Origin of the sequence: Methanobrevibacter sp. (assembly GCF_050872065.1) — an archaeon.
In the GTDB taxonomy this organism is placed as follows: Archaea; Methanobacteriota; Methanobacteria; order Methanobacteriales; family Methanobacteriaceae; genus Methanocatella.
The window spans coordinates 32,062-54,819 of the sequence record NZ_JBNMGD010000003.1; the positions used below are offsets into that span (position 1 = coordinate 32,062).

Consider the following 22,758-nt stretch of genomic DNA (forward strand, 5'->3'; position numbering starts at 1 on the left):
ATGAAGTTCGATTAATAATTACCACCTTAAAATTTACCCATTATACAAAAATAAGACATATTCTCTTAAAAAAGAGAAAATAATAATTTAAAGAAAGGTTGATAAACTTATAAAAAGATAAATATTAACGTGATTTTTATGATTGATACACATATCCATGCAGATGCAAGAAGCAGTGAAGATTTTAGGAAAATGTATTTATCCGGAATTGACAGTGCAATAACCTGTAGCTATTATCCGTATAAGATTGATGCTGAAAACATTCTTTTAAACCATTTAAACAGAATTTTAGAATACGATACCAAAAGAGCATCACAATACGGACTAGACTTAAAAGTAGCTTTAGGAATTCATCCAACAAACAGCATTGAAAATCCTCAAATGATTTTTGATGAAATGTACAAATGGATTGAAAATGACCAAATCGTAGCTATTGGAGAAATTGGTCTTGAAGATTTAACCGAAACTGAAATTGACATATTTAAAAAACAGTTAGATATTGCAGATGAGACCAATTCAAAAGTTATTATTCATACACCAAGAAAAAACAAATTGGAAGTATTAAATGTAATTTTAGACATAGTTCCACAGCATTTAGATGAATCACAAGCAGTTATTGACCATATTAATCATGATATCATTGAAGAAGTTATTGACAATGATTATATGCTTGGATTGACCGTTCAACCACAAAAACTTGATGTTGCCGGAGCTATTGATATTTTAGACAATTATGGATTTGATAATTTCCTTTTAAATAGTGACATGAGCAATAAGCCATCAGATCCACTTTCCGTTGCTAAAACCATTCGTGAATTGACCAGACTCGGTTATAAAAAAAGCAACATAGACAAAATATCCCATAAGAATGCTGAAGATTATTTTAAAATTTAGATAACATGCTCATTAAACATATTCCAATTCCAATTGCATGTTTAGCTCTTTCAATGTTATCATTAGGCAATTTGTTGGATATTCCAAATGTTAAGTATTTATTTGGAATCATGGGAGTTATATTACTCATTTTACTAATTGCAAAAGCCTTGGTTTACCCTGAAGATATCAGGAATGATTTTAAAAATATAGTTCTTGCAAGCAGTTCCGGAACTTTTTCAATGAGTTTGATGCTTTTATCTACATACACCATAGGATTTTTGCCAATTATCTCACATTATATATGGATAATAGGAATTGGTATGCATATTCTGCTAATGATTTACTTTACATATCATTTTATCATACATAATCTTAATATAAATGAAGTCTATCCGACTTACTGGATTGTGTATGTTGGAATTTCAATGGTTGCAATAACCTCACCCGCTCATGGACTTAAAGAAATAGGATTCATATTCTGGATTGTAGGTTTCATTTCAATGATAATTACATTACCGTTAATGATTTATAGATATGTTAAATATCCTGACCTGCCTGATGCATATAAACCAACGACATGTATTTTCGCTGCACTTATGAGCATACTGATTGTAGGATATGTAAATTCAGCACCTGCAATATCCATTGAATTTTTAATCGGATTATACTCCCTTTCGTTAGTATTCTTCATGTTTTCATTCTATAAACTAGTTGAATATAGAACTTTAAAGTTTTATCCAAGTTTTGCAGCATTTACATTCCCTTTTGTAATAAGCGGTCTTGCAACAAAGAACATTACAAAAATAGTAGGTTCAAATACATTATTGTCTTCAATACAGACAATTGAAACCATGATAGCAATAATTGTAGTATTTTACGTATTGTTTGAATACTATGGATTTTTAAATAAAAATAAATTTTAGGCAATTATAAAAAAACAGAATAAAAAGAAGTAGAAATAAATCTACTTATCCTTTATTGACTAATTTTACTTTATCCGGTGCAATGATGATTAAATCTTTATCATCAGTACGTGCAAGCAATAATGCCTGAACACCATACTTTGTCCTCATTTGTCTAATCTTATCCCCAGCTAATTTAAAATTAGCTTCACTTTCTTTTTCTAAAAAGGACAAATCAACAATTACAGGATTTTTCTCTTCAAGAATTTGGTCAACCATATAATTGATATCATCAAGAGTTTTTGGTCTAATTAATACAATTTCATAAAATGATTGATCAGGTGTGATTACAAACTCCTCCTCAAAATCATCATAAACTGGAACTGTCCTAGGAGCTTGTGGTTCAGGAGCCGGTTCATATTGCTGAGAATTTGCTTGTTTTTGCTGATTACGTTGTACTCTAGAATTTTTAATGGATTTAGAAAAATCATTTATAAATTCAGAAAAGCTAAAACCTTCACCTTCTTGATTCTTACTATCTTCTGTTTCCTCATAACCTAAACTTCTTTTTAAATTATCGATAAAGCTCATTTAAATTACTCCCCTAAATATTCAAAAATAGCATCTAATAATTTATCAGCACCATTATTATAAACATCTTCAGCAGGTAAATTATATTTAGATTCAAAGACTTCAGTACATAAATCTAAGCTAGCATTTTTAAGATTGATTGATAAACCAACAACTTTAGTAGGTTCAACAGCTTCAATAGCTCTGATTTCATTTTCAATACTTCTAGGTTCTCTGTACGGGTGATTTGGTCTGTGTCCCACAATAACTGCATCAGGAGCAGCACCAATTAAAATAGCTGCGGATAATCCTCTTGGGTGTGGATTTCCTTTTTCAGTTAAACTGGATTGACCTTCAATAAAAATAATATCTGGTTGTTTTGTTTCTTCTATATACTTAATTGCAGATAATACTGCTGCTGGAACATCCATTGCAGATAAACTTCCCGCTCTAAAGTTAAAATCAGTAGGTTCTTCTAATCCCATTTCATCAGTAGATATAATTGCAGGAGTTAATCCTCTTTTCATACTTGCAATACCTAATGCTTTAGTAGTAGTCCTTTTACCACATTCCTGTGAAGTTCCACCAACAAAAATTACTGGTGCTTTTGCTTTATATGAAATTTTAGGTAATACTTCACATGGTTTTTCAGGAGCTACACCCGCTATTGTTTTAACAACATCTAATCTAGAACCTATTTCTTTAATTACAACACCTTTTGCATCAGCAAATTTTTTTAAAGAAGTATTTTCTGCAATTGATAATGATCTAAATGAAGTGATAACATTTAATCCTGCGTCAATAGCTTGAACTGCATATTTTAAAGCTGCACCTTCTGCACCAATAGGAAGCATGATTACTAATGATTTTGCACCATTATTTTCATTAAGACATTCTTCTAAGCTACTTGCCACAATATGACCACAGAATTCTTTTCCTTGTTTTTTAACACTATCATCTATGAATCCAACAGTTTCTATACCTTCAAGATTGGAGAATTTTTCACCTCCACCACCACAACCAACTACTATAAATGGATTTAAATCTTGAATTTCTTTTACTGATTTTACTGAATACAAAAATTTCACCCCTATAACTTATAATTTATAACAACCATGTAAAATTAAATTATCTTAAAATTCTTCAAAATAATTTTAAAAATAATATTATTATATAATAATTATAATTTTTTACATTAATAAATATAGATGTTTTAGAAAAATTAATTAATATAATTAATATAGAAATAAAATTAATAATGATAAATTTCAGGTGAATCTTAATGAGAAAACCTTATGTCATACTGATTGGAAGTGCATCAGGAATTGGAAAATCAACTATTGCTGCTGAAGTCGCAAAATCATTAAATATAAAACATTTAATTGAAAGTGACTTTGTAAGAGCAGTTGTTCGTGGAATAATTGGTAAAGAATATGCTCCCGCACTTCATAGCTCATCTTATGATGCTTATAAACATATTAGAAACAAAAATAGATATGAAAATTATGAAGAACTTGTATCTGCAGGATTTGATGACCATGCATCTTATGTAATACCTGCTATAGAAAAAATTATTCAAAGAGCAATCACCGATTATGATAATATTGTTATCGAAGGAGTGCATCTGGTTCCTGGATTAATAAATACCGAACAATTTGAAGATGATGCTAATATTCACTTCTTTATTTTAAGTTCTGATGAAGAATCCCATAAAGAAAGATTTGTTAAAAGAGCCATTCAAATCCATAGAGGTGGAAAACAATTAGATTTCTTTAGAGAAAATAGGATTATTCATGATCACTTATTAAATCAAGCCCAAAGTAATAATGTTAGAATCATCAATGCAGGTTCAATTGAGGAAACATTGGACAATATTTTATCCACAATTCATAAATCTTGTACTAATATTAATCTTACTAACTCAATTGATGAATTAGAAGATGTTGTTAATATCATAATCAATGATAATAATGGAACTATTGAGAAAGTTACATACAATATTAAAGGATTTAAAGAACCATTAATAAGAAATATTAATGTACATGACACTCAATCTGCAAAGAAATTTATAAAAACTATTACTGAAAATAAAGACAAAAGAGAATATTTATCCCAATTATACGAATTATCCAAGTACAGAGAGTTTAAAATATGTACTTCAAATCCTGAAAAATTAGATCAAATCATACAAGAATTACAAAATAAAGGATATGTTTTAAATGAATGAAATGGAAATTAATGAAATGATTATAAAATGTCCTGTTTGCTCTGTTGAAGGAGTTGCTAAATCAATTATGAAAGAAATTGAAATACCTCACTTTGGAAAAGTTTTAGAAACAACTATCCAATGTCCTGAATGTGGATTTAAACATAGCGATGTTATAGCTTTAGAGCAAAATGACCCTGCAAAATATACTATTGAAATCAATAAAAACAACTTATCCATAAGAGTTGTCAGATCACAATCCGCAACCGTTATGATTCCTGAAGTTGGCATTAAGGTGGAACCTGGTCCAAAATCCGAAGGATATGTAACAAATATTGAAGGTATCCTCACTCGTTTTGAAGACGCTGTAAAAAAAGCTTTAAAATTATTTGATGATGATGCATCACAGACAAACGGTAAAAAGACTTTAAGTGAAATTCAAGAACTTAAAAAAGGAAACGGAACTGCAACTTTGATTATTTTGGATCCGTTTGGTCAAAGTAATATCGTAAGTGATAGTGTTGAGATTTCTGAAATTCCCGAAGAGGAATTGTGCAATTTAAAAACAGGTTTTAGTCATATAGAAGAATAAGTAAAGAAGAATTATTCTTCTTCGTCTTCTTCATCATCATCTGATTTTAAGAAGCTGAACTCATTTTCTTCTACAACATCTTTTAATTTTAATGTTTTTTGTACATCCATAGCTAATGCATTACAATCTGCTTTAATAGCTTCTAAATGTAATAAAATTCTTTCTTTTTCTTGATTAATCCTTTCAATATTAGTGTAAGGATAAGTAGATTCTTTAAGCATTTCGTATTCAATAGTGGTGTATGGATAATCGTTTAATTGTTTACATACATTTTTTAAAACATCGCCTAAAAATTTGTTCATTTCTACTTTTACTCTTTCCCTAATCATCTTGTCATCATCGAGATTTTCTTTCATTAAACGAACAACTTCTGCTTTAGCGAAAGGTAATTTTTCTTCATCATCAATTAACTCTTCAGAAGTTTCTTCAATCATTTCTTCTTCAGACATAAATTACACCTCTTTTGTTTTTTATCAAAATATTGAATCATTAAATGTTTTTTTATAAAAAAATAGCATCCTATCAATATGTAATAATATATTTATCATAAGTCTTATTTAAAAGTTTGGTTTAAATTAAAAAAATGAAGCATAATACCATCATTTATATATATAACATATAAAATTATCAATCGTAAAATTAATAATTTTAATACTTACTTCAATTTGAAAAATCGTTTTAAAAAAATAATAAAAAGTAGCTTAAAAGCTACTTTAAATTTAGCGTTTTCTAAAAATATCACTACCTCCTAAAATCATCGAAACAATAATGGAAATACCCAACAGTTCCATGAAATTTCCGGTAGGATTTTTTTCAAGACTATAAATTGGCTGTTTGATACTTTCAGCTTTGACAATACTATTTTTAGTAAAATTACCTGTTACATTCCCCATAATGCTATTTGAAGTATCATCAATAATTTTAACTAAAGTAGAATCATGATTATTGTTCAAATCGTTATCAAAAGTATCACTTACAACATGTACAGAGTTCTTAAAGATTCCTTCACACAATGCTTCAAATTTAATACATAATTCAACTTGCTCACCTGCAGCAAGTTTATCTATTGACCAAACATTATTTGAAGTGTCAAATATACCAGCTGACTGTTTGAATGACTTCAATCTTAAAGAGTTAGGAACTTCCTCATTAACTTTAACATTAAATGCATCATCAGGGCCATTGTTATTTAATTTAATAATATAAGTAACTACTTGTCCAACCCCATATGTGTATTTAGAAACTGTTTTAGTAATTGACAAGTCAGCAGCAGGACCAATATGAATTGTATCCCTATCCTCATTATTTGACAAATCAGGATCTTCTCCACTACAGTATACTGTAGCTACATTAGTAATATCCCCTGTTTTAATGATTTTTGTGACAATTTCCAATGTTTTAGATTCACCAACATTTAAATTGCCAACATACCAAATACCCTCTTCGTAATCACCATCTGCACTAATAAATTTTAAAGAATTGGGCAACATATCTTCAACGATAACATCCATTACCTCATTAGGACCGTTATTTGAAACAATTAATGTCCATTTTACTAAATCTTTATAATTAGCTGTTGAAACATTAGCAAATTTTTCAATTGAAATGTCTGAAATCGGCAATACCTCAATCAACTCATCATCATGATTATTTGACTTGTCGGTATCATACTCGTTTGCTATTGCAGATACATTATTTACAATAACACCTAACTGACAAACATAACAACTTATATTTAGATATTCTTTGTCACCCACATCCAAATAATCTAAACTCCAAACACCATTTTGATAAATTCCACGGCTTGAAATGTAATCCTTAAACATTAAACCCTCAGGTAACTCATCAATTACTCTTACATTGGTTGCTCTATCAGGACCATTATTTGTAACTTCAATAATCCAAGTTATAATATCTCCAAAATATGGATATTCATTATCAACTTGTTTTATAACGGAAATATCGGATGCTAATGGAACAGTGATTGATTCATTATCAACATTGTTATCTAAATTAGGATCATATTCAACTCCTGAAATCCTAGCAAGATTTGTAATTGTTCCTGTTTTATTGACCTTACAGATTAACTCTAAAGTTTCAATTTCACCTTTTTCAAGACAACATACTACCCATATCCCATTGTCATAAAATCCTTTACTTGCTGTATTATTAACAAGTATTAATCCATTAGGAAGAATATCCTGAACAATAATACCTGTTACCTTATCAGGACCATTATTGGAAGCTATTAACTTCCATTTAACTAATTCACCATAATTAACCTCAGTTACATTGACTGTTTTTAAAATAGCTAAATCTCCTGATTTATTAACTATGATAGTTTCATTAGCTTCATTATTGGATAAATCTATATCATTTTCACGAGCAGTCACTACAACATGATTTGTAATGTTTCCAGTTTGATTAACTTTCACAATAATATTAAGCTCAATTGACTTACCCTTATTTAAAGTTCCAATACTCCAAATTCCAGTTTTTGGATTATATGTTCCATTAGAATTATCACTATTCCAAATTAATGAATTTGAAAATATTTCTATTACTTTTACATCATGAGCAGCATCAGGACCAAAATTAGAAACAATTAAAGTCCACTCAACCAAATCACCATAATTAGGATTAGTAATATTAACACGTTTAATTACTGCTAAATCCACGGCAGGAGGAACATCAATCTCTGCTTCATCATGATTATTATCTAAATTAATATCATATTCCTTAGCAGTGACATTAGCTTCGTTTACAATTTTTCCAGTTGTATTAACTTTAGTCATAATATTTACAATTAAACTTTCACCAACTTTTAAAAAGTCTATTGTTAAAACACCAGTTTCTGGATTATATGTTCCATTACTATCATCACCTAACCAAATTAATCCTTCAGGAATCCTATCATTTACAACAACACCTGTTGAATCATTTGGACCATCATTTGTGATATTTAAAGTCCAAATGACCATATCTCCATAATTCACAGAATCAACATTACTTTCCTTTGAGATTTTAGTATCAGTTTTTGGAATAACATTAAATACTGTTGTATTAGTAATTGCCTTGTAGCAATTATCTTCAAAATGTTTTGCAATAACATAATACTTTCCAGGTTTTAAATTATCTAATTTACAGGATACTGCACCTAAATAATCTGTGTTTAAATAATCATCATAAACAACAGTTCCATCTTCATGTTTTACAGTCATCCATACTCCTACATTATATTCACGATCATCTTGGTATAGCTCACCACTAGTGGTTGCTCCTGAAACTGGATGTTCTCCATCAATTTCAATTTTACTATTATTAGCTGCATTATAAATTGCATTTGATACATTTAAATTATCAAAATCTGCAATATTATTTCCTCCGTAAATTACTGATTTGATGTTTTCTGACTCACCGTAGTATATATCATGAGCAAAAATTGGTAAACTATAAACCCAAGCCTGATTTTGATATAATGTATTATTGACTAATTTAAATTCAACACCATCCTTATCAAAGTAAATTGCACTACCATTTCTTGCTGTATTCAATTTAAATTCATTATCTCGAGCCAGTACTTTTACACTATTTACATAAATAGCTCCACCTAATCCATCATTTAATTTATTAACATCAGGTATTGCTTCATTTTCTACAAATTTTGAATTTATAACTTCTGTATCTTTACCTTCGATAAATATCGCACCACCATTAATATTTGCGATATTTCTGTTAAATTTGGAATTTATTATTTTAACATTAGTCGCATTAATATTGATAGCACCACCATATTCAGATGCATAATTATCATCAAATATTGATTCTTCGATTTTTATATTATGCCCATCTAGTTTAACAGCACCACCTAATGGAGCTTTATTTCCTCTAAAAATACTATTTGTAATATTTAAATCCATATAATCCAAATAATTCAACATAATAGCCACAGCTCCACCATATTTTGTAGCAGTATTATTAATTAACGTACAATTATCTAAATTACCTGATGCATGATATGTTAAAGCAGCACCCCAATCTGCACTATTATTAACAAATATGCAGTTATAATAAGATGAACCATTTCTAACACATCCTGCTCCTGCATGGCCTAATCCTGAAGAGGATATGGCTTTATTATTTACAAATATACAATTTTTAACATTACCGTAAGAAGGTTCAGTATCTAAACCAATCTGAACCGCACCTCCAAAACATTCCCCATCTCCTTTAACATAGTTTGAATTGAAAACACAATTATCAATTAAAAAATCCGTTCCGAATATCCCTAAAGCACCAGCGGCTATTCCAGCACCATTATTTGTAAAATTACAATTTTTAATTACCATACCTAGTGTAGACATAGCATTATACGGCGTATGTATCGCTCCAGAACTTAAATTTGCATAATTATTTTCAAAAACACACTTATCCAATGTAACATATTTGGCTGAACTTACAATAGCACCACCTTTAGCATCTGTATATCCATTTACAAATTTTAAATTCAACAATTTAGACCCGGAAGCCCCCGCAAATATTCTTAAAATTATTGTTGACTGTCCACCATCCAATGTAGCTTGAGAGGTTGAAGTAATTGTCAGATTCTTTTTCAAAGAAATAGTATCATTACCCCTTGAAACAAAAGTTCCCCCAAGATTTATTGTATCTCCATCACTTGCATTATCTATGGCATTTTGAATATCTTTAAACATACCCCCATTTACCAAACTTACTTTTGACTGCAATATTTGATTTTGTTGAGTATTATCTAAACTTATTTTACTTTCACGAGAATTTTCTAATTTATTTTCAATATCTACATCCAATCCATCATCACAACTTTCATTTACATCCACTGCATATGAATGCTCCATGCCAACTTCAAAAGAAGTGAACATTAGACACAGAAAGATTAATGAAATGAGGAAAGGTTTGCTAATATCTACCTTTTGAATTTTGTTTAACATTGTATAACCTCAATCGAGGACATTACCACTATTAATTAACAAAAGCTATTAATCAGCAATTAAACTCCTTATTTTAAGTCATTATTTAAAAATAACAAATCACATTACCAAATTTTAAAAAAATAACATTGATTTTAAAGTGAACTATAAATTAGCTACCTTACACAAAAAATTTTAAAATTAAATTTAATGCCGAAATCAAAAATTATTATTCAATTTAATAAAAAGAAATATCCTTTTTTAAATCAATCCAAAATTTAACTGAAAATAAAAGATAATCTCTTTAAATCCTCAAAAAGTCTATTAACCACCAATTTATTTAAATATTTTCTTATAAACAGCTTAAACTTAATATAATAAAAAAATATTGGATTTAAAAAGAAATATTTTAAAAGTATCTTAAAAAAATATTTTATTGATAAAGTTGATAAATAATTATTATTCAATAAAGGACTGAAATAATGAAAAAACAAATAGCGATAATATTAATGATTCTGTTGATAGCAGCACCAATTGTGCAAGGAGTGTGTGCATCAAAAACCGCATTCATCACATCAGATAATTTAATAGATGAAGAAACTGACACAAAGATGCTAAATTCTATTAAGAATTATATTGAAGAAATAAGCAATGGTGAAATTCAAGTAATCGTCGATAATGCTGCTCCAGGACCCGGAGAAGGTTGGCGATCAATAAATGTAACAAGTGATGTGAGTATCAACATAGCTGCATCAGATGCTGGAAACTACATACAACTTGCATCTGCAGCTGCTACTGGAAATAAACAGATTATTTTTATAAATAGTGGTGACTTTGATTTAGATAATCATTCTAATTTCTTAAGAAGGGCATGGGACGACAATTATTCAAATGAATCTCTTGCAGGATTACGTGACCCTGGAACATTCCTTAACAATGCAGGAATACAATATATCCAACTTGCTAAAGATTATCCTGACAATGTTGACAAAAATGGTCTTTTAGATAAATACGATGATGAAATGAACCGTGATATAGCAGAGAAAGTAGTCAATATTGTTAATAGTTACAATAATAACTCAACAAAAGAGTTAAGTGACATGTTAATTGTGAAAAATAAACTACCGCCAAAAGGAATGGCTGATGCAAGTAAAATGCTTGTTGAAAGTGGAGATGATGAAATGAAAGGACCATATGGTTCATATTCTACCCCACAATTGCTTTATCAAACAAGTGCCTATCTTAACGGTGATGGAATTGACATTCCTAAAAGTTATGACGAACCGGACAACCCATTAGGAATTTCATTTTTAACTAAAGACACATACAGTGTTTATGACTATTTCAAAATGGGTGGAATCGTTAAAAATTACATGGATGCTAATGGAAAAGCACCTGATTCAATAGAATATGAAGGAGCTCATATAAGTTACTATGATTTGACATACAATTTTGCAAAAATAGTTCAAAATCACACTGACGCAAGCCACATGGGCTTTGAAAGTGAATATCACTTCGATAAAGTAAACGATTCAATATTACTACATATATTCCCATTTGCATTAATATTAATTGTATTGTTCCTTGCATATATGCTTGTAAAAAGAGTTAGAAGATTCAGAAGATAAAAAAAATAGAGGGATTTTTATGAAAAAATATATATCAGAACTAATCGGGACAATGGTTCTTGTTTTATTTGGTTGTGGAAGTGCGGCTATTGCAGGTTCCGTACTAGGAACAGTAGGTATTGCACTAGCATTTGGTCTGTCAATCGTTGCTATGGCATATGTTATTGGAGATATCTCTGGATGTCACATCAATCCTGCTGTTTCAATTGGTATGTGGATTGATGGAAGATTAGAAACACAGGATTTAGTTATGTACATCATATTCCAATGTATTGGTGCAATTATCGGTATTGGTCTTTTAGCTATTATAATCAACTCTGCTCCAAGTCTTGGAGGATATGCTGCTACTGGACTTGGTCAAAATGGATTTGGAACTGCATCAAGTGTAGGCTTAAAACTTACCGGAGCACTAATTGTTGAAATAATTTTAACCTTTGTATTTGTATTTACCGTCCTCGGTGTTACCAAAAAAACAGAAAATGCTACAATTGCAGGTATAATTATTGGTTTAACCCTTACATTTGTACATATTATGGGAATCCCATTAACTGGAACATCTGTTAACCCAGCACGTAGTATATCACCTGCATTATTCATTGGAGGACAAGCACTCCAACAAGTTTGGGTATTTATTGTAGCACCAGTAATCGGTGCAATTATTGCAGGAGTAACTTTCAAAGGATTAACCTCAGAGGATGATTAAATCATCCACTATTTTTTCTTTTTTTAAATTTTAATACTTCCAACGTAAGTATAACCCCTGATATCATCAAAACTAGTTTTAATTTTAAATTCAAAAGTATTCTCATTAGCTACATACATATGAGCCAAAACTATTCCTACATCAATAGAATTCAATTTTTTAAGAATTTGGCGTTTAAAAATGTTTTGTTTTACTTGATAAACATCAAAACCATCATCAGTATGTTTGAAATACCATGGCTGTGAATTAATAGCTGAGGGAGCAAGTTGTGCAGGAATCAATTTTTCATCTTCAAAATCAGATATTTCAGATAAATTATGCCTTTTGAATCCAGATAATTCTCTTGTCATATCATTAGAACGACCAAAAGATATTGGAATTACAAATTCAGAAGTGTTATTCCTTGGAGTATCAAGTCCAACCCAGCAAGTTCCAATATCAATACTTTGAAGATATAAACAAAGCTGTTGAAAAATAAATCCAATGTTCATTAGATAATTCTCTTTTTTCTCAGAGTATAATGCTAAATAATAAGGTGCAGACCAACGATTACGAACATTTATCTCATCACGTGTTAAAATTTCGTAATGATAATCAATTTCATTAATAATAGGTTTAACGGATTTCATAAAATTATGAATCAAATCCATATCAATAGCTTCATCTAAATATTTACGGCAGGATTTTCTAATGTAAATTTGTTTTTCTAAATTCATCATCAATAGTTATTTATCCAATCCTTATTAAAATTTAAATAATATCTAAAAGATATACCATATATAAGGTGAATATATGAAAATTGTAATTGCAATTGGAGGATCAATTTTACTTAAAGAATATGACTCTGAAAAATTCAAAGAATATAGTGCTATTTTAAAAGATTTAGCCACAGAACATGAATTGTTCGTTGTTGTAGGTGGTGGAAAACCTGCTAGAGAATATATCAATGTTGTTCGTGATTTAGGTGCTGGAGAAGCACAATGCGACGATATTGGAATTGAAGTAACAAGAGTCAATGCAAAATTAATGTTATCTGCACTTGGTGATGCAGCATATCAAAGAGTACCACACAACTTCCAAGAAGCTTTAGAATTCTCAGCTAGTGGAAAAATCATTGTAATGGGTGGAACTGAACCTGCACACAGTACCGATGCAGTATCTGCAATCTTAGCAGAATACATTCAAGCAGATAAACTCATTAACTTAACTTCCGTTGATGGAATGTATACAAAAGACCCTAATAAATTTGATGATGCAGAACTTGTCCCTGAAATTACAGCAACAGATTTATTGGACTTTTTAAGTGGTAAAGATGTTAAAGCTGGAACTTATGAATTTTTCGACACAACTGCTGTTCAAATGATTAAAAGATCAAATTTAGAAACTGTTATCACAAACGGTTTTGAACCAGAAAACTTAATCAAAGCAGTTAACGGAGAAAATGTAGGTACAAGAATCATTAACGAATAGGTGATTTAGTGGTTGATCTTGTTGATATTGGCCTAAACTTAATGCATTCTTCATTTAAAAAAGACAGAGTTAAAATTATTGAAGAAGCAAAAAAAGTAGGTGTTAACCAATTCATCATCACAGGAACTAACGTCCATTCCAGCCAAATGGCTGCTGAATATGCTTCAAAATATCCTGAAACTCTATTTTCAACATCAGGTGTCCATCCTCATGATGCTAAAACATGCAACGGACATACAATGTTTGAACTTGAAAAAATAGCTAAAAACGATTGTGTTGTAGCTATTGGGGAATGTGGTCTTGATTATAACAGGAACTTCTCACCGCAAGATTTACAGAGAAAATGGTTTGAAGCTCAAATAGAAGTCGCTGAAAGGATAAAGTTGCCCTTATTTATGCATGAAAGAGAAGCACATGAAGATTTATACAACATATTAAAAAGACATGATAATGTTATTGAAAAATCAGTGGTGCACTGTTTTACTGGAACAAAACAAGAAGCACAAAATTACATTGATTTAGGATGCTATATTGGTGTTACTGGATGGATTTGTGATATGAAAAGAGGAAGAGATCTTCAAGAATCAGTAAGTGCAATTCCTCCTGAAAAACTGATGATTGAAACAGATGCACCTTTTTTAATACCAAAAAACTTTGACTTTAAACCTAAGAAAAATAGAAATGAACCAAAATATTTACCTCATATCCTCAAAACAATTGCACTTTGCATGGGAATGGATGTAGAAGAACTTGGAAAACAAGTCAGTAAAAATACTAAAAAATTTTTTAAAATATAAGGAGATGAAAAAATGGCAGTAGAACCTCACAAACATTGTCCAATATGTGGAACCCCAATTCCATTAAATGAACTTGTATGCTCACCAGATTGTCAAAAAGTCTGGGATGCAAGATTAGCACAAACCAAAAGAAGTAGAGTTATCTTATACGTGGTAATTTTAATATTCTTAATAATATGGGCAATTATGACCTTTATGAAATAGGGATAAAATGATTTTAACCTCTTCAAATACTCTCGTCACTAAAAAAATAGTCGAATATAAAGGATTAGTTACCGGTGAATCTCTCATCGGATCAAATATTTATAAAGACTTATTTTCAGGTGTTCGGGATGTTGTAGGTGGAAGAACATCCAAATATGAAGAAGAATTAAAAAAGGCAAGAGATATTGCTTTTAAAAGTATGGAAGAGAAAGCTGAAAATTTAGGTGCAAATGCCATAATTGGACTTAAAATATCTTATGATAATCTCGGAGGTACCATGGGAAATACAATTCTTGTAACTGCCTATGGTACTGCTGTAAAATGTGAATAAAATGAAATTTAAAGTACCAAAGAAACCTGAAAACTTACGAGAAAGGATTATATGCATAGCTTTTGGTACTTTAGTAGGTACATTAGTTTATGTAGTATTCCTATATCTGAATATAGCAGTTTTCGGCTGGAATCTAGGGTTAGTCTTTGCGCCATTGCTTGCAGGATATGCTGAAACAATGCTTGCGCAACATATGATTAATACTGATACCGGTGCAGTAAGTGCATTTATTCTTTTTGCAGGTACAACATTTTACAGCTTTATTTTGGTAAATCCCACATTTGGTGCGAATTTTCTCACATTAGGAATAACAGCCGTGATCCTACAGGCTGCTTTTCCTACATTGATCAATTACATATTGCTTGTTATTGTAATTGGAGCAGTTTTCTACATTTTAAGATTTATTAAACAGATACTGACAAAGGCATATCGCAAAATAAAGCGCATAGTGTATGAATACATTCTCAAAAAACCATTTGAAGAAAAACCTGAGATTATCGAATCCTACGATGAACTTGGAAACAATCAGAAAATTAATAGCTTAAACTTTATTTTTATAACCAGCACTGATACTCCTGATAGATACATTATTAATCTAGGTCAGTTTCAGTCAACCGTAATTTTGGAAAAAGAAGGACCTGAATTATTGAAGTTAAGTCCAAAAGAGCGGGAAAACCACAAATTAAGAATATTGAAGTCTGGAAAGGACAAATGTCTAATCTGTTTGACTGAGAAAATAAAAGCTGCTGGCGGAAATGGAGTTATTGATTTGGACATTCAGTACAGTCTAATTGGGCTTGGTGGTGACAGTTACCAAATAAGTGCAATGGGAATGGGAGTGTACATTAAATAAAAGGTGAAAATATGGATAATGAAATGATCGTATCAGTTATTGGATACATTGTAGCTCTAATACTTCCAATCGCTGGTTTAGTATACGGAGCAATTTTGTTTTACTTTAAAAAGGACAATCCAACATACCGAAAACAAGGTAAATTAATTATTTATTTCTCAATCTTGATTTTTGTTGTAACTTTAATCGTTCGTTTATTAATGGGCGGATTTTAGTTAGTTAAATGAAATAAATTTTAAATTATTTCATTTAATCTTTTTTTAAATTTATCATTCTTTTTACAATTAACAATAGCTTTTTTTAAGATTTCTTTTTCGCTATCAGCATCCCCTTGCTTTTGATAAATGTTGATTATTGCTTCATATACTTTTATAGAATCAGGTAAAGTGAAAATAACCTGTTTATATAATCCAATAGCTTCCTCAAATTCTCCTCTGTTTTCTAAATATTGAGCTTCATTCATGATATAAAAGATATTTTTAAATTTACTCGGCTTTTTAGGTCTTGTCTTGCCTTCTATGTTTCTCAGTTTATCGAAAATATCCTCCGCTTTACCTGCATCGAAATTTTCACCGACTTTTCTTTTATCTGACATAATATCGCCCTAAGGTAAGACTCCTAACATCTTTAATGCCATATATAAGATTACTACTGAAAATATTATTTTTAACTTTTTTTGAGGAACATTGTGTGCTAGTTTGGCTCCGACTGATGCCATAGGTACTGAAAAACATCCAATTAAAACTAAATTAATAATGCTTATATAACCTATTGAATATGGAAATGTACTTACTCCCCAACCAGAAATCATGTAGGACAAGAATCCTCCAATTGCGGTTAGACTAATAAATATTGAAGAGGTTCCTATTGCTTCAATCATTGAAAATCCAAGGAATGCTGTTAGGATAGCTATTAAAAATATTCCTCCACCAACTCCTAAAAGTCCAGATGAAAATCCAACAAGTAATCCAATAATACCTATATTCACCCAGTTAAATGAAATTTTAGCGTTTTGTCTTTCTTTATTAATATTTACAATATTGTTAAAAGTAATGAACAACAATAAAATACCGAATATTATTTCTAATACTTTTACTGGAAGTGCAGCTGCTACAAATCCACCTATAAAACCACCAACTATTCCAAAGATACCTAATTGGATACCTGGCTTTAGAATATTATCCATTGATTGAGTGTGTCTATATGCACCACTGATTGATGTTGGAATAATGATTGCAAGGCTTGTTCCAAAAGAAATGAGAATAGCTAAATCGGGTGCAACACCAATATATTTTAACAAGAAATATTGGAGTGGAGTTATTAAAAATCCACCACCCACTCCCAAAAGTCCTGATGCAAAACCTGCACATATACCAATCAAAATTAGACCTATGAAATATTCGAATGTAAACATAACATCACTTATTTAAAGTATTAATATTAAATTATTGGTAATGAAACTTAATAAAACTATCATAATTGGATTTCTATTTATACTGCTTGGAGGATTCATATTTGTATCCGATATATTAAATCCAATCATAAGACCAATAACTCATATATTTTTAATGGGATCATCAAAAGGAAAAGACATTATGTTCTTTGGTCTTTTAGGATTATTTTTAATTTTATCACAGATAATACCTAAAAAAGTTGATGTGACAAAATATCTAAAAATATCAATAGTTCTAGGATCTATATTACTCATTTTAGGTAATCTCCTGGAAGTTATTTTTAGATTACAAATGGGAATCAAACTTAACAGTGTATTCTGTTCTATGTCTAACACAATGACTTCCACAAGCATCCTACATACTCACTTGTTAAAATCCATTTTAGGCGAAGCTTTAACTAAAATTATTGGACCTTTTATTCAAAGTGATATTAACACTGGCGTTGGTCTATATGCATATGTTCCAAGCATTAGTTTTTTGATAGTTTTAATAATTCCAATATTGTTCATTACCCTAGTTTTAGCAAATCAAAAAAGACCTTGGGTTACAAACTTTTTGGTTGCTCTATTTTCAAGTAGCCTAATTATTGGATCATTTGATGGAGGACTTTGGGCAACACCATCACTCGTAGGAATTTTAGGATTATGGCTCGTTTATAGAAACGGTTACTACCTAAATTTACATGTAGGAACCATCATGAAAGACAAAAAATTATTGAAAGAAAATGAAGCAATCCAACCTCCATATCGAAATATTGGATTAAGTGAGAAAAGATACATATTCAATAGACTATTACCTCTCCTGATAATCCTTATTGTGGTGGCTTTAAGATTTAGTGTGGCTTTTGCAGGTGCAGAACCGGATTATTATACTATAGAAATAGTAGACATATCAGATAATGTTGATTTTGGAAACATTCCAATTAAAAAAATAAACAATGAAACATACCATGTAGATTCCAGTTATAATGAAATGGAATTACTCAATGATTTAAAAGTACCATTAAATAATTCCTGCAAGTATTACACGGTTTCATGGAACATATATTCCTATTTATAACTTAAATTATTCCTAAAGCAAATTGAAGTACAATACTTACAATAATAATTGCAATCCAACAGGTAGCACCGAGAATTATTGGTTTTGTTCCAGATTTAATTAGTTTAACAATATCAGTGTGTAAACCAATAGCTGCCATAGCTAATATAATGAAGAATTTACTTAACTCTTTAAACGGCAAAAATACATTTGCATCTACACCAAAACTTATTGCAACTGTTGTAATAATTGATGCTATTACAAAATATAAAATGAACATTGGAAATGCTCTTTTTAATGAAAATTCTCCACCTTTATACTCCTCTTTTTTTGAAGTTAAAACAGATAATGCTAAAGTGATTGGAATAATTGCTAATGTACGTGTTAATTTAACTGTACTTGCCTTATCAAGAGTTTGACTTCCAAGCCCCCACATATTATCCCAAGTAGCAGCAGCTGCGGTTACAGAGGATGTATCGTTAATTGCGGTTCCTGCAAACAGTGCAAAAGGCCCTGCATCAACTGTTGAAAACCCAATAATCTTTCCTAAAAATGGAAAAATAATTGCTGCAAGAACATTGAAGAAAAATATTACAGAAATTGACTGTGCAACTTCCTCTTCATTCGCATTAATTACAGGAGCAGTTGCAGCAATTGCTGATCCACCACAAATTGATGAACCAACACCAATCAATATTGCTGATTTCTCCTCAATATCCAAAATCTTTTGCATAATGAAAGCAACAATTAAAGCAACAGATATTGTCGCAATGATAATTGGAAGGGATTGAATTCCAGTTAATAGAATTACATTTAAGTTCAAACCAAATCCTAAAAGAACAACAGCTGCCTGCAAGACATATTTCGATGTGAAGCTTATTCCATCGTCAAATTTTTCTTTATCATGCCATACAAGGGCGATTAGCATTCCCAGTACAATCGCAATAATTGGACCTCCAATAACCGGGAATAAATTCCCCAATAATAATGAAGGAATAGCAATAATTAAACAAACTACTATACCTGAAGAATATTTAGAAATCGAATTAAACATAAATACACCAAAAATTAATTATATTTAATTTTATTTAAATCATCTTATAAAAAAGTTTAGTTTAGATAAAGTTTTATATGTATAAATCCAATTAAGATTTATGAAAAAAATCTATTTTATTTTACCAATTCTTGCTGGAATAATGTTTGGATCTGGTGGAGTATTTGTTCGAACATTAATGGCAAATGGAATTAATTCAACAACACTTCTTTTTTTAAGGTTTTCAATAGCAATTCTTCCAATAACCATAGCTATTTTGTTAACTGATAAGAATTTGTTTAAAATAGATTTAAGAGACATACCCCTATTTTTAGTTTGTGGAATATGCATTGCAGGACTTAATTTATGTTACAATGAATCTATGGGAAGTATTCCACTTTCATTAGCTGCAGTATTATTATCACTTGCTCCAATTTATGTTATTATAATTGCATATTTTGCATTTAACGAAAAAATAACAAGTAAAAAATTAATTTGTATGACATTAGCTATTTTTGGATGTATATTAATGACTGGAGTTTTAGAAATAAATTTAAATAATCTTCCAGTTTATGGAATCATCGCAGGTATTGGTTCAGGAATCTTTTGGGCAATTTACTTAATAGCTTCCAAAAAATCAATGAAAAAAGGAAATCATACTTTTACAATTCTCCTTTACTCAATTACATTTATTTCAATAGGATTGCTCCCATTTACAAATTTTGAACAAATTACAAATTTCATTTCAATAAATCCAATTTTAGTTATAATATTCTTAATAATGCACTCAACATTATCATTTGCTCTTCCTTACATTTTCTCAACTCTAAGTTTAGATTATGTAGATTCAGGAATAGTCTCAATATTGTTATCTGGAGTAGAACCAATTGCCGCACTAATATTCGGATTAATATTTTACTCTGAAATTCCAACACTTTTAATGTCTTGTGGATTCATATTAAACATCATTTCAATGATGATGTTAAGTAGAAAAGAAGAGAATGAATAAAGCTCATCAATATAATAATTCCCATTGTAATCCTATTAATATATTGAAAACTCAAAAATAGTGAAGTAGTCCTTTTTAAAAGCATTAAATAACTTTTAAAATCTTTAAAAGAAACAAACATTCAATGAATGAAATTTATTTACTAAAAGTTAAAATCTTATTTTTTAATAAAACTTTATTAATTTAAAAAATAAACCTTAACATATGATTTTAAGCATTATTATACCCACTTACAATGAAGAAGAGTACCTCCCAATTCTCTTAGACAGTATAAAAAAACAAAATTTTGATGATTATGAGATTATTGTAGCTGATGCAAATTCAACTGATAGAACAAGAGAAATAGCTGAAGAATATGGTTGTACAATAGTAGATGGAGGAATGCCAGGTGTGGGAAGAAATAGTGGTGCTAATGTTGCAAAAGGAGATATTCTACTCTTTCTCGATTCAGACTTAAAATTAACAGATGATTATCTAAGAGATGTTATTTATGAATTTAAAATGGAAAGACTTGGAATAGCTATAACCCGTATGGAACCCCTTTCAAATAAAGTTGAAGATAAATTGTACCATGATTTTGCAAATTTCTTTATGATTAGTGTTGAAAACATCAAACCCCACGGTGCTGGATGTTACGGAATCATTGCAAAAAAAAAATTACACGAAGAATGCAATGGATTTGATGAATCACTAACATTTGGTGAAGATACTGATTATATTGAAAAATTAGCTAAAAAAGAAAAATTCAAAGTTTTAAGAAAAGCAAAAATTGGCGTTTCAACAAGAAGACTTGAAGAAGAAGGAATTACTACATTAATTAAACAATATGGTAGAAGTACTGTTAATGATTTTTTAGGTAAAAGAACTGATATTAATGAGCTAAATTATACATTCGATCATGGCCATGCTAAAATTAGTGAATCTAAAATGCCAAATCTTGAAAAAAGAATAGAAACTATTAACGACATTAAAGAAACTTATGAAGAATCAAAAGAAAAAGTTAATAAAATTAAATCCCAGTTAAAACCTAAAAGAAATAAAAAAAGAGTATTTTATTGTGTTTGCGGTGAAGGAATGGGTCATGCAATAAGAACTGGAGTAATCGTTGATAGGATTAAAGATGAATATGATGTTTATTTATTCTCAAGTGACCGAGCTTACGAATACTTAAAATCTAAATTTGACAATGTTTATAAAATCGGTGGTTTTAACACAGTCTACATTAACAATAAAGTAAATAATATGAAAACCCTTGCAAATGCTTTAAAAAGAAATCCAAGTAATATAAAAACAGGGTATGACAATTTATATAAAAAAGCAAGAGAACTTAAGCCAGATATTATTGTAACTGATTTTGAAATATATGCAACAATGGTTTCTAAACTCCTTAATATTCCTTTAATTAGTTTAGACAACATTCACATGATTACTCAAACTAAAATTGATTACCCAAAAGACAAATATGTTGAAATGGTTAAAGCAAAAGGAGTAATTAAAACATATGTTGTGAAACCAAAAGTACATATTCTTACAAGCTTCTTTTATCCTAAAATAAGACCTAAAAAGAATGCTATAATTTATCCTCCAATTATACGTGAAGATATTTTAAAATTAACTCCTACCCAAGGAGATCATGTAATCGTTTATCAAACAAGTAAAGAAAGTGGAAAACTCGTTCGTAAATTAAAATCTCTTAATAATGAAAAATTTATTGTTTATGGATTTAATAAAAATGAGACAGACGGTAACTTAACATATAAAGAGTTTAATGAAGATGTTTTCTACGATGATTTAGCATCATCTAAAGCAGTTATTTGTAATGGTGGATTTACATTTATTTCAGAAGCAATATATCTCAAAAAACCAATTTATTCAGTTCCAGCAATTGGAAACTTTGAACAAACATTAAATGGATTTTACGTTCAAAAATTAGGCTATGGAGAATATCATGAAATCATGAATGCTCCAAAAGTTCAAAAATTCTTATCAAGACTTCCAAAATATCAAGAAAAACTAAAAAATGTCAAAAAGACAAACAATGATGGAATTATACGTGAATTAAAATATAGAATTGAAAAATATTCAAAATAATCATCCCGATACTAATAGTAAAAGAGATAATTCTAACCCATCAATACAGATA

Annotated in this window: 24 protein-coding genes; 15 read left to right on the plus strand and 9 right to left on the minus strand. The window is 29.8% G+C overall.

What is annotated here, in order from left to right:
* Window positions 1–138 precede the first annotated feature (138 nt).
* Entirely contained in the window at window positions 139–894 is a 756-nt protein-coding gene (locus ACR0P1_RS00880; protein ID WP_432644525.1) for a TatD family hydrolase, read from the plus strand.
* Here ACR0P1_RS00880 and ACR0P1_RS00885 read toward each other — a convergent pair.
* The gene (locus tag ACR0P1_RS00885; protein ID WP_432644550.1) at window positions 884–1,024 is read right to left on the minus strand and encodes a hypothetical protein; all 141 of its coding nucleotides are present in this window, start codon (window positions 1,022–1,024) and stop codon (window positions 884–886) included. The genes ACR0P1_RS00880 and ACR0P1_RS00885 overlap by 11 nt on opposite strands.
* Here ACR0P1_RS00885 and ACR0P1_RS00890 point away from each other — a divergent pair.
* Window positions 1,005–1,799, plus strand: a complete 795-nt coding sequence (locus tag ACR0P1_RS00890; RefSeq protein ID WP_432644549.1) for a TDT family transporter — start codon at window positions 1,005–1,007, stop codon at window positions 1,797–1,799. The two genes, ACR0P1_RS00885 and ACR0P1_RS00890, sit on opposite strands and share 20 nt — an antisense overlap.
* A 45-nt stretch (window positions 1,800–1,844) precedes the next feature.
* Here ACR0P1_RS00890 and ACR0P1_RS00895 read toward each other — a convergent pair whose 3' ends face one another.
* Together ACR0P1_RS00895 and ACR0P1_RS00900 are read right to left on the minus strand one after the other, a co-directional pair.
* Entirely contained in the window at window positions 1,845–2,369 is a 525-nt protein-coding gene (locus ACR0P1_RS00895; RefSeq protein WP_432644526.1) for a cell division protein SepF, read from the minus strand.
* A 5-nt stretch (window positions 2,370–2,374) separates the two neighbouring features.
* Window positions 2,375–3,427 (minus strand): DUF1611 domain-containing protein, encoded by a 1,053-nt coding sequence (locus ACR0P1_RS00900; protein WP_432644527.1) that lies wholly within the window; start codon window positions 3,425–3,427, stop codon window positions 2,375–2,377.
* Window positions 3,428–3,630: 203 nt separating this feature from the next.
* Between ACR0P1_RS00900 and ACR0P1_RS00905 the strand changes: the two genes are divergently transcribed.
* Both ACR0P1_RS00905 and ACR0P1_RS00910 read left to right on the plus strand, forming a co-directional pair.
* The gene (locus tag ACR0P1_RS00905) at window positions 3,631–4,575 is read left to right on the plus strand and encodes a 3H domain-containing protein (RefSeq protein ID WP_432644528.1); all 945 of its coding nucleotides are present in this window, start codon (window positions 3,631–3,633) and stop codon (window positions 4,573–4,575) included.
* Window positions 4,568–5,146, plus strand: coding sequence for a ZPR1 zinc finger domain-containing protein (locus ACR0P1_RS00910; protein WP_432644529.1), 579 nt, complete (start codon window positions 4,568–4,570; stop codon window positions 5,144–5,146). The genes ACR0P1_RS00905 and ACR0P1_RS00910 overlap by 8 nt, the downstream gene beginning before the upstream one ends.
* Window positions 5,147–5,157: 11 nt before the next feature.
* On the opposite strand, the gene ACR0P1_RS00915 is transcribed toward ACR0P1_RS00910, so the two are convergent.
* Window positions 5,158–5,595 carry a hypothetical protein gene (locus ACR0P1_RS00915; protein ID WP_432644530.1) on the minus strand — a complete coding sequence of 146 codons (438 nt, stop codon included), beginning with the start codon at window positions 5,593–5,595 and terminating at the stop codon, window positions 5,158–5,160.
* Between the two features lie 270 nt (window positions 5,596–5,865).
* Entirely contained in the window at window positions 5,866–10,116 is a 4,251-nt protein-coding gene (locus ACR0P1_RS00920; RefSeq protein WP_432644531.1) for a DUF11 domain-containing protein, read from the minus strand.
* Window positions 10,117–10,577: 461 nt separating this feature from the next.
* Here ACR0P1_RS00920 and ACR0P1_RS00925 point away from each other — a divergent pair, with 461 nt between their 5' ends.
* Together ACR0P1_RS00925 and ACR0P1_RS00930 are read left to right on the plus strand one after the other, a co-directional pair.
* A complete protein-coding gene (locus ACR0P1_RS00925; RefSeq protein ID WP_432644532.1) occupies window positions 10,578–11,723 on the plus strand; it encodes an adhesin in 1,146 nt (381 codons plus the stop codon).
* 19 nt (window positions 11,724–11,742) lie between these two features.
* Entirely contained in the window at window positions 11,743–12,426 is a 684-nt protein-coding gene (locus ACR0P1_RS00930; RefSeq protein WP_432644533.1) for an MIP family channel protein, read from the plus strand.
* A gap of 23 nt (window positions 12,427–12,449) precedes the next feature.
* Here the strand turns inward: ACR0P1_RS00930 and ACR0P1_RS00935 are convergent, their stop codons facing one another.
* On the minus strand, window positions 12,450–13,142 hold the full coding sequence (locus ACR0P1_RS00935; RefSeq protein WP_432644534.1) for a nitroreductase family protein: 693 nt from the start codon (window positions 13,140–13,142) through the stop codon (window positions 12,450–12,452).
* A 76-nt stretch (window positions 13,143–13,218) separates the two neighbouring features.
* Here ACR0P1_RS00935 and pyrH point away from each other — a divergent pair, with 76 nt between their 5' ends.
* The 6 genes from pyrH (at window position 13,219) to ACR0P1_RS00965 (ending at window position 16,296) form a co-directional block, all read left to right on the plus strand.
* Window positions 13,219–13,896 (plus strand): UMP kinase, encoded by a 678-nt coding sequence (pyrH, locus tag ACR0P1_RS00940; protein ID WP_432644535.1) that lies wholly within the window; start codon window positions 13,219–13,221, stop codon window positions 13,894–13,896.
* Window positions 13,897–13,904: 8 nt separating this feature from the next.
* A complete protein-coding gene (locus tag ACR0P1_RS00945) occupies window positions 13,905–14,693 on the plus strand; it encodes a TatD family hydrolase (RefSeq protein WP_432644536.1) in 789 nt (262 codons plus the stop codon).
* A 12-nt stretch (window positions 14,694–14,705) separates the two neighbouring features.
* On the plus strand, window positions 14,706–14,897 hold the full coding sequence (locus ACR0P1_RS00950) for a DUF2116 family Zn-ribbon domain-containing protein (RefSeq protein WP_432644537.1): 192 nt from the start codon (window positions 14,706–14,708) through the stop codon (window positions 14,895–14,897).
* A gap of 7 nt (window positions 14,898–14,904) precedes the next feature.
* Window positions 14,905–15,228, plus strand: coding sequence for a heavy metal-binding domain-containing protein (locus ACR0P1_RS00955; RefSeq protein ID WP_432644538.1), 324 nt, complete (start codon window positions 14,905–14,907; stop codon window positions 15,226–15,228).
* 178 nt (window positions 15,229–15,406) lie between these two features.
* Window positions 15,407–16,081 carry a hypothetical protein gene (locus tag ACR0P1_RS00960; protein WP_432644539.1) on the plus strand — a complete coding sequence of 225 codons (675 nt, stop codon included), beginning with the start codon at window positions 15,407–15,409 and terminating at the stop codon, window positions 16,079–16,081.
* 11 nt (window positions 16,082–16,092) lie between these two features.
* Window positions 16,093–16,296, plus strand: a complete 204-nt coding sequence (locus tag ACR0P1_RS00965) for a DUF4870 domain-containing protein (RefSeq protein ID WP_432644540.1) — start codon at window positions 16,093–16,095, stop codon at window positions 16,294–16,296.
* Window positions 16,297–16,316: 20 nt separating this feature from the next.
* Here the strand turns inward: ACR0P1_RS00965 and ACR0P1_RS00970 are convergent, their stop codons facing one another.
* Together ACR0P1_RS00970 and ACR0P1_RS00975 are read right to left on the minus strand one after the other, a co-directional pair.
* Window positions 16,317–16,676 carry a tetratricopeptide repeat protein gene (locus ACR0P1_RS00970; protein WP_432644541.1) on the minus strand — a complete coding sequence of 120 codons (360 nt, stop codon included), beginning with the start codon at window positions 16,674–16,676 and terminating at the stop codon, window positions 16,317–16,319.
* 9 nt (window positions 16,677–16,685) lie between these two features.
* Window positions 16,686–17,495 carry a sulfite exporter TauE/SafE family protein gene (locus ACR0P1_RS00975; RefSeq protein ID WP_432644542.1) on the minus strand — a complete coding sequence of 270 codons (810 nt, stop codon included), beginning with the start codon at window positions 17,493–17,495 and terminating at the stop codon, window positions 16,686–16,688.
* 40 nt (window positions 17,496–17,535) lie between these two features.
* Between ACR0P1_RS00975 and ACR0P1_RS00980 the strand changes: the two genes are divergently transcribed.
* On the plus strand, window positions 17,536–18,594 hold the full coding sequence (locus ACR0P1_RS00980; RefSeq protein ID WP_432644543.1) for a hypothetical protein: 1,059 nt from the start codon (window positions 17,536–17,538) through the stop codon (window positions 18,592–18,594).
* Window position 18,595: 1 nt separating this feature from the next.
* On the opposite strand, the gene ACR0P1_RS00985 is transcribed toward ACR0P1_RS00980, so the two are convergent.
* A complete protein-coding gene (locus ACR0P1_RS00985) occupies window positions 18,596–19,627 on the minus strand; it encodes a YeiH family protein (RefSeq protein WP_432644544.1) in 1,032 nt (343 codons plus the stop codon).
* Window positions 19,628–19,727: 100 nt separating this feature from the next.
* Between ACR0P1_RS00985 and ACR0P1_RS00990 the strand changes: the two genes are divergently transcribed.
* Window positions 19,728–20,615: a DMT family transporter gene (locus ACR0P1_RS00990; protein WP_432644545.1), complete on the plus strand. Its 888-nt coding sequence runs from the start codon at window positions 19,728–19,730 to the stop codon at window positions 20,613–20,615.
* Window positions 20,616–20,819: 204 nt separating this feature from the next.
* Window positions 20,820–22,706, plus strand: a complete 1,887-nt coding sequence (locus tag ACR0P1_RS00995; RefSeq protein WP_432644546.1) for an MJ1255/VC2487 family glycosyltransferase — start codon at window positions 20,820–20,822, stop codon at window positions 22,704–22,706.
* The last annotated feature ends 52 nt before the right edge of the window (window positions 22,707–22,758 follow it).